Raw genomic sequence first — 15,903 nt, 5'->3', positions numbered from 1 at the left:
CTATGGAATTTCTCGAACCAAGCATGCTGGTCGTGCTTGCTTTAGTCGCATTTGTTGCTGGTTTTATTGATGCCGTTGCTGGCGGTGGCGGTATGCTAACTGTCCCTGCCCTTCTCTCTCTTGGGTTGCCTCCGCATATTGCTTTAGGTACAAACAAGCTTGCAGCCAGTTTTGCGTCTTCTACTGCTGCTTTTACTTATTATAAGAAGCGTTTGTTCGAACCTAGCTTCTGGATACCCGCTTTTATTGCTACGCTCATTGGCGCGATTACGGGAACACTGGTTGTTGATGCCATCAGTACCGAGTGGCTAGAAAAAGCACTGCCGCTCATCATATTAATGACGGCTGTTTATACCCTGTGGCCGAAATCAAAGCACGCGAATAAGAACACACTGCCAGCCAAGTGCTCAAAGGTGAATAAGAAACAATATCTGCAAGGTTTTACTCTAGGTTTCTATGATGGCGTTGCAGGCCCTGGTACGGGGGCGTTTTGGACAGTCAGTTCAATGGCTTTGTATCGACTCAATATATTGCTGGCGTCTGGCCTTGCTAAAGCGATGAACTTTACTAGTAACTTTACGTCACTAGTGACGTTTGCCATCCTTGGTCACATCAACTGGCTGCTCGGTTTAACCATGGGAGTCTGCTTAATGCTTGGCGCTTATGTTGGCGCGCATTCCGCCATTCGCTTTGGTGCAGGTTTTATTCGTCCTGTTTTTGTTACTGTGGTTATCGTTTTGTCGGTTAAACTAGCCTTTGACGCTTGGTTTTAGTAAAGAGACGCTGCAATGGTAGAGCTATCAAAAATAGATAAAATGCTTACAGCACTATCTGTTCAAGCTTCTGAACTTGATAAACAACGAGGAGAGCACCACCTTGCCCTCTTCGACGAGCAGCTCTTTCAAACTCGCTCGCGTCTGTTACAGCCATGTGTGGTGGAATCTCAGCATATTGTAGATTCAATTAAACGTGAGCAAGAGCAAGGGACACTCACTCACGAACGGGCTGAATATTTGAGTGAGAAGCTCATCAGCCAAATCAGTGCGATTCAACGCGAGTTGTCGACGTCGACTATCCGTTCACAAGAACCAAAGCATTCAAGTCACTTCCGTAAGCCAATACATGTCCTTCACCAAGACTTGATACAACACCAAGAGTGGGAAACTCGCCTACAGAAAATGCTCCAAACCGCCACCTTACAAGGACAGTCCCAACAAGTCATCGAAGCCACCCAGCAACGTCTAGAACGCTGCCGCGCAGCAAGAATCAAAATTGAAAACCAAATAACCGACAGAGAGAGTCATATAAATGAGCAATGAAAACACACAATCAAGTGGTTTAGAGCAAGCACCCGCCGAGGTTAAACTGGCGGTGGATCTGATTTATCTATTAGAAACCAATGAGATATCACCTGAAATTGCTTTAAAGGCGATTGATATTGTGCGTGGTGATTTACTGTCTAAGGTTGAGGGGGCTTGATCGGGCTCTTGAAAGGACAGTCCCGATAAGTCACCCAGGTTCAAAGAACATAACCTAGCCTTTGAGAGGACAGTCTATCCAAAGTAAAATACTTTACTTCACCAAGTTCCTGCCATTACCTTTGTGCATATGTAGAGCGGTTGCACTCTAATTAATATCAAACCTTTGAGTGATAGCTTGTAAGGACAGTCCCAAATTAACTACTTAGTTTACTAAATATCCATGAACGTTAAACCTCTACAACACGTCAAGCTTCACACCATTCACTCGGCTAATGCTCATCTTGCCACGCTGCTTATCCAGGCTACTTCTTAATCCAACAAACTTCGCCCGCTTCCTTTCAATTAATGTCACCGCAGCTAACCAATTTGATTGTTCCAAATTCAAACCGCCTAAAAGCCTGGGTATATCCTTTTGAATTGATGCCTTTCCTTGCCGGTTTTGCGTCGAACTCCAACAAAGAAGGTCAACATATTCTGCAAGTGTAAAAGGAATTCCTTTTCTGACTTTCTGCTGATTTCTACCGACAAATACAGCCAAATTGGGTGCGGTATCTTGATTATTTTCAAGCGCAATCACCCGTCGTTTTATGGATGTAAAATCCGAAGCTAAGGCATTTTTACTTACACCAGCTCGTACAGGGTTGAGATCAACATACGCCATTGCTGCAATCAAAGCTGACTCATCTAACAATGCTTGACTTTTATACCGACTTTCCCAAAAGTGACCTTTACAGTCATCCTCTTCATTCGCCTTTCTAGCAATATCGTAGTTGAGCTCCTTCATGAACCAACCTAAATCGCATAATCTTATGCGCCAGCTTTCAATTAACCTGTTACAAGTTTTGAGCTCTGCTGGTTTTTCAACTGTGCCCATTTGCCAGCGCTTCACCATATCCGGTATTTTGTGGCCTATGGCCCATCTATTGACTACTTCATATGGCGTCAACTCCTCAGCCCCGGCTTTATCGATAAACACAACTAAGTGGTAATGGTTACTCATAACCGCATAAGCACAGACATCAATGCAGTAGACTTTTGTTAGCAGATTAATTCTGTTTTCAACCCACTGTTTGCGATGCTCATAACTTCTCCCGGAGGTTTTATCGTGACCGCACAAAAATGACTGCCTGACACACCTAGATACGCAATGGTAATAAGGTGTAATGTTAGTATCGACGAGTTTTTTGCGTGCAGTGGTCATTGCTAAACATCCATATGATAGTTAAGTAACTGACCAAGATAAGTATCCTAGCTGATGCCTCTACCAATAGATTTAAAATATCGAGCAATATCACTAAAAATCCACCACAGGCAACACGGTTAATAATGAAATGATGACACCCTCCGCCATTTTAGACTGTCCTTTTAAGCAACAATTCCCCTTTTAACTAGCCTGTCCTTATAAGAACAAGAACAAGAGCACCTCAACGTATTGATTCGCTCATAATGAAAAAGTGCTTGATGGTGGTAAACCAGCAAGCACTATTCGCGTTCTACTTATCTATAATGTTTAAGCAAAAGGCTTAAGTAGACTGTCCTTCCAAGAACACCTTAGTCAATCAAAGTTTGCGCATGACTTTGGTTTCTCGAGTTTGACCATGAACGGAACATCGTTATCGAGGTATAAAGCACTACAAAAGTCACAAGCCACGCGAGGGTGTCTAGGTCTAGAGACTTAACTATAAATGCCGCGATAAGGACGGCAATCGGGCCAGTAATAGCAACGGATAGCGCCGCTCTGGTATTAAGTGCTTTACGCTGGATAAAGTTACCCGCAGAGAAGAAGCACAAGAATGCACATGAACACATCATAATCGGGAATGCTGCGATAGGGTTCATTCCAAGCAGATAGATCATCGTCATACAAGGAGCATAAAGCCCGATGCCAACGGTCATCAGTGCACCAAAAATAAAGTTACCCACAATTGCGATAGCAAGCTTAGTTCCTGATAGACCTAGCTCCGTTCCGCCCAATGGAAACAGCTCTAAACGCCCCGCTAGCATTAACAGCGCGACGATCATTAGGGCACAGCCCATGATCAAACGAATCATCTGACGATCTAAACCCGATACAATTCTTGCACCAATCGTTGCGCCAAGACACGCTGCGACAATTAAGCTTACCATTGTGGTCATGTCAACTTCGACTGCGGTAAGAAAGATTAGTGCTTGTGCCACTGTAGCCAACGCCGCTTGAGCATTAAGCGTTCCGGGTAGATCCTTGTCATCCACCAGATTAAATTGCTTATAACCCGCTGTTTTAATAGCAAAGCTACCTACACCCAACGTGTCACAAAAATTGGCAAATCCACCAATGGCACCTATCGCCATTACATTAGTGCTTTTCTCGCTGGTACGCTTTTCGCGCCACGCTTTCACCAGCATAAAAATAAATATAGCCCCACCAATAGAAAGGCCGATTTGAAGAAGCATTAGAATTGTCATAACGATCGCCATAAATAAAAAACGCGCGATTTTAACGACATTATTCAGAAGATACTATCGAATTAGTCGACTTTTACTCTGTAGTTGCACCACATTAACAAGCACATAAAATGCCGCCTTCAGACTGTTAATGGTCGTCACGAGTTAATATCGGGGTACGAGGTTTCACCCACTTGCGAACCGATACCGATAGCATAAAAAACAACATACTCATTGCACTCAAAATGTACAAACCACCTAGAGCGGATTGACTTGATACCCAGTACTCTATCAATAACCCACCAACAGCCCCTGCGAGCACCATCTGAATCGAACCAGACAACGCTGACACTGCACCAACTTGATCTTTGTGTGGAGCCAAGAGTTTCGCGATAGAAATAGGAAAAGAGATCCCCTGCGCGAACGCAAATGCCGTAAATGCAAGTACTAGGTTTGTTGAATTGAAATCTGAAACCAATAAGCTCACGCCAGACATGAATATTATCGCTATCGCCGCGGCCAGCATGTGCTCTTGCGAGAGTCGTTTACTAAAGATATTGAGTGCGACTGTCCCGATAAGGAGGCCTAATGACGGGATCAACATAATTGTGCCGTATTCAGCGGCCGACATCCCTAACTGCTTTTGCATTAGAAAAGGAAACAGACTTAGCGTCACGACGGCACCGAGGTAAGTTATCCAGTTGTAGCTTGCGCTTTGTATTACCTGCCAGTTGCCAAGTAGTTTGCCGTAGTTACCCAGTAACTCACTCGGTTTAAATCGTCTTTTTGCATAAGGGAGAGTTTCAGGCAATATCCACCAACCTACGGTAAAAATCGCGAGCAGATAAACAAGCACGAAACTAAATACGGCTTCCCAGCCTAAATGGTGAGCAATCCAGCCACCAAACACCGGTGCGATGATGGGTAATATTGAAGCCGTGACAGACATATAGGACAAAGCTTTGGTTAGCTGAGAGCCGTCATAGCTATCACGCAACACGCTGCGACTTAATACCGATGCACTGCCGGCTCCTAAACCTTGTAATAAGCGTCCTGCGATTAGTGCGATATAGCTTTCGGTAAAGGTAAGACACAGGACTGTCCCGATAAGATAAATAGACTGTCCCAATAAGAACACGGGCCGGCGGCCAATGGCGTCAGATAAGGGGCCATAAAACAGCTGTGAAGCGCCAAAGCCTACCAAGAAAAGGGTGACCACCAGCTGAATTTGTGACGCGTCCACGCCCAACGACGCACTCATTAGCGGAAGTGAAGGTAAGTAAATACTTACACCGACCTGCCCTGTAGCGATGATCATCATCGCTAGCAACAGTGGCGTTTTATTAAAATAATTGGAATCTCGTTTCATAAAAGAGAGTCTATATTATTGTTCTATCAGTGATAATCAGTCACTATGGAAAGAGATTATTTCCCACTAGGAATCAATAAGACGCGTATGGACTGGTTAGAGTGTATGAACACCTATGTAAAAGTGGTTGAAGAAGGCAGTTTTAATGGGGCTGCGCGACGTCTTCACACCACGAACTCTGCTGTGAGTAAGCGCATACATTGGCTCGAAAACCGTGTTGGAACCCAACTATTGAAACGAACCACACGCTCGCTGTCCCAAACTGAAGCTGGCGCTCTCTTCTATCAAGGTTGCAAAGAGTCTATGGCGCAGTGGCAAACGATGTTGGACGATACACGTTCAGTGTCGGGCTCTCCGAAAGGCTTGCTTAGGGTGGGGGCAACGGTAGCCGTTGGCTCTAAGTTTCTGGTTAAATACCTCAAAGACTTTCTCGATTTATACCCTGAAATTCGCATTCAACTCACCACCACCGATCCTGGTCAATTGCCAGAAATGAACTTAGACGTGTTTATCTCTCGTGAGCTAGAACAATTAAATTCACTTAGCGTGAAACAGATGCCGTTATTAGAACGAAAAATTGCCTTTTATGCCGCGCCTAGCTATATCGAACAACATGGTTGCCCTAATACCATTGATGAACTTAAACATCACAATGTCTTAATTTGGGGTGAAAGTCCGGAGCGCGAGTACCGCGTATCAAACAATCAACGAGTTATGGTGAGCGGTAATTTTTCGACAACCAATCCGGAAGCTCTGTTTTATGCAGGAAAATCAGGAATGGGGATTATGATCGTCAGCGAGTTTATGATTGAACAGGAAGTCGAATCTGGCCAGTTAGTACGCGTATTGCCCGATATCATGGCAGAAGAGCTAACAATTTATGCCTACTACCCTAACCTTGACCGCGAACATACACGTACCAAGCTGTTCATCGACTATCTAAAAAGTCGTTTAGAGCAACATCAGGTACAAAAAAACGCCAGCCCGCAATAATCGGGCTGGCGTTATCTAAATAGAGCGAGCTAGCTTACGCTTTTGCGCAGCTCGCCATTTTTGACTTTGATAGTGTTGATAGAACAAAACAAACCACTACAAATGCTACTGCTGAGGCAATAAATGCCATAGTAACAGAAGAAGTAAAGCCAAGAGCGATGTAACCCACACAAGAAATCAAAGCAACAGATAGAGCGTAAGGAAGCTGAGTCGCTACGTGATCGATATGGTTACAGCGAGCACCTGTCGACGACAAAATTGTCGTGTCTGAAATTGGAGAACAGTGGTCACCAAATACAGAGCCCGCTAGAACCGCACTCAACATTGGTAGCATCAGAGCGATATCAGTTGCTGCTGCCATATCGCCTGCGATAGGAAGCATAATACCAAAAGTACCCCATGAAGTACCGGTAGAGAATGCCATTAGACCAGCAAGAAGGAATAGAATCACTGGTAACCAATGTGTACCGATATTGCCTTCAGCAAGTGTAGATAGGTATTTACCTGTGTTCATATCACCGATAACACTACCAATACTCCATGCAAATACCAGGATTAAGATTGCACCAAACATCGATTTAGCACCAATCCACAGCGTACGTGAAATATCAGCAACAGGTAGACCCTGCTTAAACACAGTAAATAGAGAGACTGCTAGGCCAACAATACCACCGTAAATCAATGAGCGACCCACATCCGTATTCTCGAAAGCACCTAGAAGATTAAACGCTTCACCTTCGTCTGCTAGAGCAACACCACCGGTGTACAACATCGCAACCACTGTCGCTGCAATAAGAGATACAATCGGTAGTACCAGATCAGACACTTTACCGCCTTCACTCTCTTTAATATCGAGCTCTTCAGTAATCTCGTGCGCTGATGCTTCGTCATCAGACTTTTCATTTTCAAAGCCGTGACCTTGAGATGCCTCGATTTCGTGCTTACGCATTTGGCCAACATCTAGTTGGAACCAAACCACAGCAAATACCATCAACAGTGCAAATACAGCGTAGAAATTCATTGGAATCATTCGCACGTATGCGCCGATCGCTGAATACTCAGTTACACCGTGAGAAACCAAGATGCCCGCAACGATAGTCATAATGTATGCGCCCCAGCTCGATGCTGGCATAAGCACACACATTGGTGCTGCGGTAGAATCAAGAATATAAGCAAGTTTTGAGCGAGAAACGTAGTAACGGTCAGTTACTGGACGCGAAATTGCACCAACAGCAAGACTGTTAAAGTAGTCATCGATAAAGATGAATACACCTAAGAACGCTGCCAATAGTTTAGAGCCGCGCTTACTTTTTACTCGTGATTGTGCCCACTCAGCAAATGCGCGCGTACCGCCTGACAGCGTTAGCAGTGCTGTCATCATGCCTAGTAGAACAAGGAAACCAACAATACTCATGTTCCATTCATTGATACCGCCATCTTCAATAAAGACGCCAGAGACAACTGAGCCTACATAGCCTGCAGCCGATGAAAGAGAGTAGTCGTTAAGAAGGATTGCACCCAGGACCACACCCACACCTAGTGAAACCAAAACGCGACGTGTCACGATCGCAAGTGTTAAAGCCACCAAAGGGGGTAATAAAGAGATGGGTGACGATGCAAAGTCGATTAAATTCATGATCTTCAAAAACCAAATTAATTGTATTTATGTGGTTAGAGATCTACTGCAGTGACATAAGTACCTTGTTGAACAATAAGTACTCATCAGATAAAGAAAGGTGTGCGAAAGCCTCACCCAACCCTACAGTAGCGCTCCATAGTAATTCCTATCCCACATGCTAGTGTGAGTATAGACTATGGCAGTGTTGCTTCTATTTGATAGCAACCCCAGCAAATCTGCTTTGATAGACAAGATTTACTTCGGCGACAGAGCCTTTCACGTTTGTTCATTGGCATCACCCCAACAAACGCTACTCATCAGATATCGCGCCTCTACCGCTCTTCCTAAGAATAAAAACTGTCGCAACCTCAAGTTCACAACATTTTAACTCTTACAGAGCATTAGGTCTGGGCTATTCTACTCATCAAAATTTGATTTGCAACACATTACTCCGTTCAAATGATGCAAAACTTGTCACTATGTTGACAATTCAATCATTAATTATTGAATGCGTGTCTAATGATAGGCCTCAAAAACAATATTGAACGGCATATGGCATACATACAAGCAAACTACACCTCTCCCAAGCAAACTAAAAAACAGTTCCATAACAATTTTGCTTATTTTATCTTTCTTTTGTTGACGTATAAGCTATACCGCTCGAACATGAATGAATCACAACAGATAACTTAACACCACCATGCGCTATCTTGATTGCTATCTTTCCTGTAAAGATGGACATATCAGTAAACGTTTTTTTAAACCGCTATATCAATCTACGTTTACGTTCGCGACTGTGACAAGGGTTACAATCTGTTACATGTGTTTAATCAATACAGCTTTTAGTCTTGGTTTGATTTTTCATTTATCTTGATAAATAAAGTATTTATTCTAATCTTAAAAAGTCCACACCGACTTCTATATTTGTATTAACCTCTAATTAATTTACGTTAATTACGTTTATATCAAGATAGAATATTGTCATACTAAGATATTGGGTATATCATCAACTATGTTGACTTAATTAAAAATGGGAAGAGTCATGTCGGAACTAACAAAAACACTATTAAACATCCGTAGCCTTCGTGCATTTGCTCGTGAGCTAACTCTAGAGCAACTTGAAGAAGCCTTGGAAAAACTAACCATCGTAACTGATGAGCGTCGTGAAGCTGCTGAAGCTGAACAGGCTGCTCAAGCTGAACAAGAAGCGAAACTTGCTGCCATCGCTGCTCAAATTTCTAAAGACGGTATTGACGTTGACGCGCTTATTTCTGCTCTATCTGGCGAAGCCGGTAAAGCAAAACCAAAAGCAAAACGTGCACCACGCCCTGCTAAATACAAATATGTAGATACCAGTGGCGAAGAAAAAACGTGGACAGGCCAAGGCCGCACACCTTCTGTAATTCAAGCTGCGCTTGATGAAGGTAAATCACTAGAAGACTTCGCAATCTAAATTGCTCAAGCTTCAAAAAAGGCTCCTAGATAGGAGCCTTTTTTATTATTTGTAATATTCGATATTAGAGAAGTTGCATGCTTTGTCCCGCAGTGACAAAAATATGGCGGCCATGCCGCGTCAGCAAATTAGCACTATATAACCAACCACCTCTATATAACTGGCTTTTGGCCTCGTTGAATTAACTTCAAGAAAACGTTTTCAGCAGCATCTCCCGCTACCCCAGCCAACTTGTCTGTAATTTTCTTTTTCTGTACATAACGAACGCAGAGAACTGTTTTTTCTTTACATGCTGCGACAATCAAATCGTCTGAAGTATTAATTTCATCTACTAAGCCCTTTTCTTTTGCTGTCGTACCAAACCAGTGCTCTCCGGTTGCAACTTGTTCAAGGTCAAGTTCAGGGCGTCGCTCTCGAATGAAATCTTTAAACAGGCCATGAGTTTCCTCTAACTCCTGTTTAAACTTATCACGTGCCTTATCAGTGTTCTCACCAAACATAGTTAAGGTGCGCTTATATTCCCCTGCGGTTAGTTGCTCGTATTCAATATCATACTTTTTTAGCAGCTTATTAAAGTTCGGTAGCTGGGCAATCACGCCAATAGAACCAACAATGGCAAAAGGTGCCGAAACAATTTTATCGCCGATACAAGCCATCATATAACCGCCACTAGCTGCGACTTTATCAACCGAAATAGTTAAGGGTAAGCCAGCGGCTTTAATGCGATCCAATTGTGAGGAAGCTAAACCGTAGGCATGAACCATACCCCCACCGGACTCTAAACGAACCAATACCTCGTCACCTTCTCGAGCAACTGATAATACCGAGGTAATTTCCTCTCGCAGTGAGGCAACTTCTCTCGCATCAATACTACCGTTAAAATCGAGCACGAAAAGGTGTGGCTCGCGCTTGCTATCAAGCTCATTCGCTTTATCGGCTTGCTTAATCTCTTTTTCGCGCGCTTTCACTTTCTCTTTATTCGCTTTCTTTTCCGCTTTGTCTCGTGCCTTAATAAATGCAGAGTCATGCAGATGATGCTCGAGTTGCTCGACATTCTGTTTATACGCTTCGGTAAGATCAGTAATTTCTAGCTCACCCTTTGCGACGCCTTGTTTGCTCGTGGCTGTCTTAGCTATCACTAATACAACGACGAGAGCAACGACAAAAGTGGCAATCTTGGCGAGAAACAGCCCATAATCCAACAAAAATTCCAAAATGATTCCCTCTTTGAGTTTGGATATCTAGCGTAATGAAGTCTGAACGCGCGCACTATTTGTACATTAAATAAACGAAAGTACACTCTTTAGTGTCAAATAACGCTATATCGTTCAATAAAACTCAGTACTGATATTGTTTTCTTCTTTATAGTAAGGCTATTGTACTGTTCACATCAAAATAAAGACAACTGACAATCAGGTTGCGTTGCAAAAAATCGACTTGTAACAAGCTTGATAACAGAACATAAAGGAATATCACGGTGGATTATTCAGTCTCATCTAATGCCCTTGAGGGAAAAGTCATCTTAGTTACTGGTGCAGGTGCCGGTATCGGTAAACAAGCGGCTATCAGTTACGCACAACACGGAGCAACCGTCATACTATTGGGTCGCACGGTGAAAAAACTGGAACAGACGTATGATGAGATCGAATCTGCGGGGTATCCTAAACCTGCTATCGTCCCGCTTGATATGATGGGAGCGAGTAAGCAAAACTACCTCGATATGGCGGATACTATCGAAGGTCAGTTTGGTAAGCTAGATGGCGTTTTACATAACGCTGGCGCACTCGGCGTGATTAGCCCATTCGACCAAATTGAAGAAAAAATGTTTGATGAGGTCATGCAGGTCAACGTCAAAGCGACCTTTGTTATGACCCAAGCCCTGATTCCTGTGCTCAAAAAGAGCAATGATGCTCGTATAATCTTCACCTCTTCAACTGTTGGTCATCAAGGGCGCGCCTTTTGGGGAGCTTACTCAATTTCAAAGTTTGCGACCGAGGGTATGATGCAGATTCTTGCTGATGAGTTTAGTGATTCACCTATTCGAGTGAACGCCATTAACCCAGGCGGTACACGCACCGCCATGCGCGCATCGGCCTTCCCTGCAGAAGATGCAGATTTATTAAAAACGCCACTCGATATTATGCCACTGTACCTTTATTTAATGGCACCTGAAGGACAGTCTGTGCATGGCCAGTGTATTGACGCACAACCCAAATAGATACAACGTTCAGCATTGTCGGTTTATAGCCCAAAATTAGGTTTGTAGCCTCAAACGAAAAATGCAGCTATCGAGCTGCATTTTTTATGTTTCTATTTCGTACTTTTAGCTTCAAAAGCGGCGAGCTGTTCAGGGGTAGCCGGTAGTTGATGATTTTCTTTCCACTCATCATATGTCATGCCATACACTCGCTCACGAGCGTCGTCGATATCAATATCTAACCCCTGTTGTTCTGCTTCTGCTTTATACCATTTACTAAAGCAATTGCGGCAGAACCCAGCCAATATCATCAAATCAATATTTTGAACATCTTTGTTCGCATCTAGGTGCGTAAGTAGTTTGCGAAATACCTGTGCATCCAATTGATCTTGCTGCTGCTGGGTAAGTTGCTGATACTTAAACTCACTCATTGTTCTCACTCCTTTACTTTCATTATTGTTTGCTTATACGTTAATGCACTCTAGCTGGAATAGAAAGAAAAACGCCCAAGCTTTGAGCTCGGGCGCGAAATTATCGACTTCATGGCGATTTAGCTTTGAATACCAACAATCAACCAAGGGGCATTCGGGACCGTTAAGTCGCGTTCCAAGTGCCAAATATCATTGATGTCTTCTTCAATGCCTTCAATCGCATCACGGTAACGACCAGTAAACTGAAGGCTAAGCTGGGCAGTGCTTGCGTCATGATCGGCACGCACAATCTCTGCGTCCACATACATCACATCCGTATGTTGTTCACCTTCCAGTTTCGCACGTTCACTCATCAAATCGTCAAATAAGCTTGGTGACACATACTCTCGAATCGTTTCTAGCTCATTATGGTTCCATGCACCTTGTAAAACACGGTAGTGCTCACGCGAACCATTGAGGAATGCAGATTGATCAAAGCCCGGTGGGTAGTTATGTGGCACGTCTGTTTGCGCACCAAAACCAAACCCTTGCGTACCTTGAGGCTTTTCCGCGGTAAACGCAGGTTGTTGCTCAAAGCTTTGACGGTTCGCTTGTTCTGCTTGTGGTGAGTGACCACCGAATGCAGGCTGAGAACGGTGTTGGTTCATGCTACCTTGTTTATTACCCAGCAACCCTCTCATCAGTTTAAACACAAAGAATGCAATGAGGCCAAGGATAAGAATATCCATGAACTGAATACCCTCAAACGCTCCACCAAAAAACGCGGCTAGAAGACCACCAGCAAGAAGACCACCCATTAAGCCGCCCATCAATCCTTTACGCCCAGAATTTGCGGTCGCGTTTTGGGTCTGGTTTTGGTCACGGCGCAGTGTGTTCGTATTCTGCTGTTGTTGCTTTGGCGCAGGGGCTGTTTTAAAGCTCTTACCAAAAGACTTACCGCCACCAAAGCGTTTGGCTTCAGCGTACGGTGCGACTGATACAGACACAATGATCAGTGCGATAAGTGATAGAAGACGTTTCATGCAGTTCCTTGATAATGAATTGTTGCAAAGTCGCGATCATATTAACTTTATAAGTACGGTTTGGGAACTGAGCAAGATCGAATTGATGTATCAGGATATTGCAAAAACGTTTGCGTCTGAAGAGTGAGATTCCACCCGCTCAATGTATGACAAGATTGACGTACATCAACCAGCTTCATAAAATATCGAACATTGTTCACCAAGAGACCGCAAAATGGCGCGCAGAAACGACCATACCAGAGAAGAGCTGACGGCCTTAACACTTAAAAGTGTTAAGGCATTTCTCCAAGATCACTCACACAACGAACTGAGCCTGAGAAAAGTAGCAACGATGATCGGCTATGTCCCGAGCACCCTTGTTAACGTATTTGGCAACTACAATCTATTGCTGTTACGTGTCGTTGCCGAAACCCTTGATGAGTTGGCCAAGCAATCAGCTCAAATTGTTGCTAGCGAATCTGATGATCGACAAGCATTGTATGAACTCGCTTATTGCTATCATGATTTTGCTTTCAATAATCCTAATCGCTGGCAGTTGATTTTTCAGCACAATATGAATGGAGAAGATTTACCCGAGTGGCAAACCAAGCGCATCGATGGCATGACCAGTATGCTTGAGGGCTTACTCAAAGCGATTAGCCCTGAGAAAACCAACGCCGAAGTCGTTCAAGCGAGCCGAGTACTTTGGGCCGGCGTTCACGGTATCACTCTATTATCAGTCGATGATAAATTCTTTGCCGCTGAGCCTATCGACGGTAAGCAATTGATTCAAGATCTTTTAACCAATTACCTTGCCACTTGGCAATCTTAAGGATTAAGTACAAATGGCAAACTACCAAGCTCAACTTCTTCAATCTAAGCGCTTTCTTCCTTATTTTGTTACTCAATTTTTTGGCGCTTTTAATGACAACATCTTCAAGAATGTGCTTCTTATCTTTGTTGCCTTCGCTGGTAGTGCCGCGCTTCCGATGTCGAGCAACTTGTTCATTAATCTAGCAGCTGGTCTTTTTATACTGCCGTTCTTCCTTTTTTCGGCGACCGCTGGTGTGTTGGCTGACAAATATGAGAAGTCCTGGTTTATTCGCAAGGTTAAATTATTTGAAATCAGCATCATGCTGCTTGGAGCCATCGGCTTTATCACTGAGAGCTACGCCATATTGCTGCTGTTGCTGTTTTTAATGGGAACCCAATCTGCTTTTTTTGGCCCAGTAAAATACGCTTTGCTTCCTCAGCAATTGAAACAACAAGAGCTGCTATCGGGTAACGCGTTAGTTGAGACAGGCACCTTTCTTGCCATATTACTCGGCACGATCGGGGCGGGCATGATTGCATCAGCAGAAAACGCACGATACGTTGCCGCCATTGCTGTGGTAGTTTTTGCCGTTGCGGGGTATTTATCTAGCCGTTATATTCCGCTTGCACCCGCCAGTGACCCTAACCTCAAGTTCAAATGGCAACCCTACACTCAAACAAAAATCACATTAGGTATCGTGGCAAAGGATCGCACCATCTTTTGGTCAGTGATTGCCATCAGTTGGTTCTGGTTTCTAGGGGCAGTCTATCTTACTCAGTTCCCAAATTTCACTAAGGTCCATTTGAATGGAACTGAAGCATCGGTCTCTTTCCTACTTGCGCTCTTCTCTGTAGGTATTGCGCTAGGTTCACTTGCTTGCGATAAGCTGTCTAAAAACCGAATCGATATCGGCATTGTCCCTATCGGCAGTATTGGGATTACAGTTTTCGGATGGTTAATGGCGCAGTCAGTACCTGCTGATTTACCTCGCTTCCATTCTCTGACAGAGTTTGTCAGTTACGAAGCCATGTGGCCGATGTTCCTTTACTTATTGCTGCTTGGGGCCTCTGGTGGCGTGTTTATCGTTCCTCTATATGCACTATTGCAGCAGCGAGCCGATGAAAAGCAGCGTGCGCAAGTGATCGCAGGGCTCAATATTTACAACTCGCTATTCATGGTTGGTAGCGCAGTCATGGGCATTGTCATGTTGAGCGTGCTAGAGCTTAATATCGTGCAACTGTTTAAGGTGATCGCACTACTTAACGTTCTTATAGCACTGAAGATTTTTATGCGCGTGCCGATCTTCGCAGTCCGCTTTCTCGTCTGGGTGCTTACCCACACCATGTATCGCGTGAAGCATAAGAATCTTCAGCATATTCCTGAACATGGAGGCGCATTGATCGTCTGCAATCATGTCAGCTATATGGACGCATTACTACTAAGCGCTGTTTGCCCTCGCCTGATCCGCTTTGTGATGGAAGAAGACTACGCGAACTTTAAACCCATTCGTCGCTTTCTAAAACGTGCAGGGGTTATTCCCATTTCCGCCACTAACCGTGGCTCTATTCGACGTGCGTTTAGTGAAGTCGAAGAAGCTCTGCAACAAGGGCATATTGTGTGTATTTTCCCTGAAGGGAAACTGACTCATGATGGAGAAGTACAAGAGTTTATGCGTGGCATGGATATCATACTGCGCCGCAGCCCTGTACCGGTGATTCCATTAGCTATTAAGGGGTTATGGGGAAGCTACTTTAGTCGCTACAAAGGACGTGCATGTAAGGGGCTACCAAGCCGCTTTTGGTCAAAACTGGAAGTTGAGGCAGGAGAACCTGTGCCACCAGCCCAAGCGACAACGGCTCTGTTACGCGAGAAGGTGACAAAATTAAGAGGTGATTACCGCTAGAGGTCTTCTGCTTCAAACTTAACCTTAGCTCTTGTCTTGTTCTTAGTGAGCAAGATAAGAGCTACCAAGCTGATAAACCCCGTCAACTCGGCGATTGCACGCACCAGTTGTTCTGACACAAGTGCAATGACCACCGAACCGACTAACAGTACTAGTAATATCCCTTTCACTCACCTTCCCTCATCAACTACGCAACTTGCTATCGCTTTGCAACACCAT

The 15,903-nt window shown here is 44.1% G+C and carries 16 protein-coding genes and 1 riboswitch; of the genes, 8 read left to right on the top strand and 8 right to left on the bottom strand.

Annotated elements, in window-relative coordinates:
* Positions 1 to 2 precede the first annotated feature (2 nt).
* From QWZ05_RS17780 to rsmS, 3 genes are read left to right on the top strand one after another with little or no spacing between them, the layout of a single operon-like run.
* Entirely contained in the window at positions 3 to 773 is a 771-nt protein-coding gene (locus QWZ05_RS17780) for a sulfite exporter TauE/SafE family protein (protein ID WP_290299795.1), read from the top strand.
* A gap of 15 nt (positions 774 to 788) precedes the next feature.
* Positions 789 to 1,319 (top strand): primosomal replication protein, encoded by a 531-nt coding sequence (locus tag QWZ05_RS17775; protein ID WP_290299793.1) that lies wholly within the window; start codon positions 789 to 791, stop codon positions 1,317 to 1,319.
* Positions 1,309 to 1,479, top strand: a complete 171-nt coding sequence (gene rsmS / locus QWZ05_RS17770) for a pleiotropic regulatory protein RsmS (RefSeq protein WP_290299791.1) — start codon at positions 1,309 to 1,311, stop codon at positions 1,477 to 1,479. Before QWZ05_RS17775 ends, rsmS begins: the two co-directional genes overlap by 11 nt.
* 237 nt (positions 1,480 to 1,716) lie before the next feature.
* Here the strand turns inward: rsmS and QWZ05_RS17765 are convergent, their stop codons facing one another.
* The 3 genes from QWZ05_RS17765 to QWZ05_RS17755 form a co-directional block, all read right to left on the bottom strand.
* On the bottom strand, positions 1,717 to 2,682 hold the full coding sequence (locus QWZ05_RS17765) for a transposase (protein ID WP_290299789.1): 966 nt from the start codon (positions 2,680 to 2,682) through the stop codon (positions 1,717 to 1,719).
* Between the two features lie 350 nt (positions 2,683 to 3,032).
* Positions 3,033 to 3,926 carry a sulfite exporter TauE/SafE family protein gene (locus tag QWZ05_RS17760; protein WP_290299787.1) on the bottom strand — a complete coding sequence of 298 codons (894 nt, stop codon included), beginning with the start codon at positions 3,924 to 3,926 and terminating at the stop codon, positions 3,033 to 3,035.
* A 127-nt stretch (positions 3,927 to 4,053) separates the two neighbouring features.
* Positions 4,054 to 5,274, bottom strand: a complete 1,221-nt coding sequence (locus QWZ05_RS17755; protein ID WP_290299785.1) for a multidrug effflux MFS transporter — start codon at positions 5,272 to 5,274, stop codon at positions 4,054 to 4,056.
* 87 nt (positions 5,275 to 5,361) lie between these two features.
* Between QWZ05_RS17755 and QWZ05_RS17750 the strand changes: the two genes are divergently transcribed.
* Positions 5,362 to 6,267 carry a LysR family transcriptional regulator gene (locus tag QWZ05_RS17750; protein WP_264877639.1) on the top strand — a complete coding sequence of 302 codons (906 nt, stop codon included), beginning with the start codon at positions 5,362 to 5,364 and terminating at the stop codon, positions 6,265 to 6,267.
* 34 nt (positions 6,268 to 6,301) lie between these two features.
* Here QWZ05_RS17750 and QWZ05_RS17745 read toward each other — a convergent pair whose 3' ends face one another.
* Complete coding sequence (locus QWZ05_RS17745; protein WP_264877094.1) at positions 6,302 to 7,903, bottom strand: Na+/H+ antiporter NhaC family protein; 1,602 nt, start codon at positions 7,901 to 7,903, stop codon at positions 6,302 to 6,304.
* Between the two features lie 121 nt (positions 7,904 to 8,024).
* Positions 8,025 to 8,228: riboswitch (Lysine riboswitch) on the bottom strand.
* Between the two features lie 699 nt (positions 8,229 to 8,927).
* On the opposite strand from QWZ05_RS17745, the gene QWZ05_RS17740 reads away from it, so the two are divergent.
* The gene (locus QWZ05_RS17740; RefSeq protein ID WP_264877093.1) at positions 8,928 to 9,338 is read left to right on the top strand and encodes an H-NS family histone-like protein; all 411 of its coding nucleotides are present in this window, start codon (positions 8,928 to 8,930) and stop codon (positions 9,336 to 9,338) included.
* Between the two features lie 152 nt (positions 9,339 to 9,490).
* Here QWZ05_RS17740 and sohB read toward each other — a convergent pair whose 3' ends face one another.
* Positions 9,491 to 10,552: a protease SohB gene (gene sohB / locus QWZ05_RS17735; RefSeq protein WP_290299781.1), complete on the bottom strand. Its 1,062-nt coding sequence runs from the start codon at positions 10,550 to 10,552 to the stop codon at positions 9,491 to 9,493.
* A gap of 263 nt (positions 10,553 to 10,815) precedes the next feature.
* Here sohB and QWZ05_RS17730 point away from each other — a divergent pair, with 263 nt between their 5' ends.
* Positions 10,816 to 11,556 carry a YciK family oxidoreductase gene (locus QWZ05_RS17730; RefSeq protein ID WP_290299780.1) on the top strand — a complete coding sequence of 247 codons (741 nt, stop codon included), beginning with the start codon at positions 10,816 to 10,818 and terminating at the stop codon, positions 11,554 to 11,556.
* 92 nt (positions 11,557 to 11,648) lie between these two features.
* Here QWZ05_RS17730 and QWZ05_RS17725 read toward each other — a convergent pair whose 3' ends face one another.
* Positions 11,649 to 11,966 (bottom strand): DUF1244 domain-containing protein, encoded by a 318-nt coding sequence (locus tag QWZ05_RS17725; RefSeq protein WP_264877090.1) that lies wholly within the window; start codon positions 11,964 to 11,966, stop codon positions 11,649 to 11,651.
* Between the two features lie 119 nt (positions 11,967 to 12,085).
* Positions 12,086 to 12,988 (bottom strand): Tim44 domain-containing protein, encoded by a 903-nt coding sequence (locus QWZ05_RS17720; protein WP_264877089.1) that lies wholly within the window; start codon positions 12,986 to 12,988, stop codon positions 12,086 to 12,088.
* A 214-nt stretch (positions 12,989 to 13,202) separates the two neighbouring features.
* Between QWZ05_RS17720 and QWZ05_RS17715 the strand changes: the two genes are divergently transcribed.
* Together QWZ05_RS17715 and QWZ05_RS17710 are read left to right on the top strand one after the other, a co-directional pair.
* Positions 13,203 to 13,799: a TetR/AcrR family transcriptional regulator gene (locus tag QWZ05_RS17715; protein WP_264877088.1), complete on the top strand. Its 597-nt coding sequence runs from the start codon at positions 13,203 to 13,205 to the stop codon at positions 13,797 to 13,799.
* Between the two features lie 13 nt (positions 13,800 to 13,812).
* Positions 13,813 to 15,684, top strand: coding sequence for an MFS transporter (locus tag QWZ05_RS17710; protein ID WP_290299776.1), 1,872 nt, complete (start codon positions 13,813 to 13,815; stop codon positions 15,682 to 15,684).
* Here QWZ05_RS17710 and QWZ05_RS17705 read toward each other — a convergent pair.
* Positions 15,681 to 15,854 (bottom strand): hypothetical protein, encoded by a 174-nt coding sequence (locus QWZ05_RS17705; RefSeq protein ID WP_289960897.1) that lies wholly within the window; start codon positions 15,852 to 15,854, stop codon positions 15,681 to 15,683. The genes QWZ05_RS17710 and QWZ05_RS17705 overlap by 4 nt on opposite strands.
* Positions 15,855 to 15,903 lie beyond the last annotated feature (49 nt).

Source organism: Vibrio agarivorans (assembly GCF_030409635.1).
GTDB lineage: Bacteria > Pseudomonadota > Gammaproteobacteria > Enterobacterales > Vibrionaceae > Vibrio > Vibrio agarivorans.
Note: the sequence above shows the minus strand (reverse complement) of the source record. Positions and strands in the feature narration are given on the sequence as shown.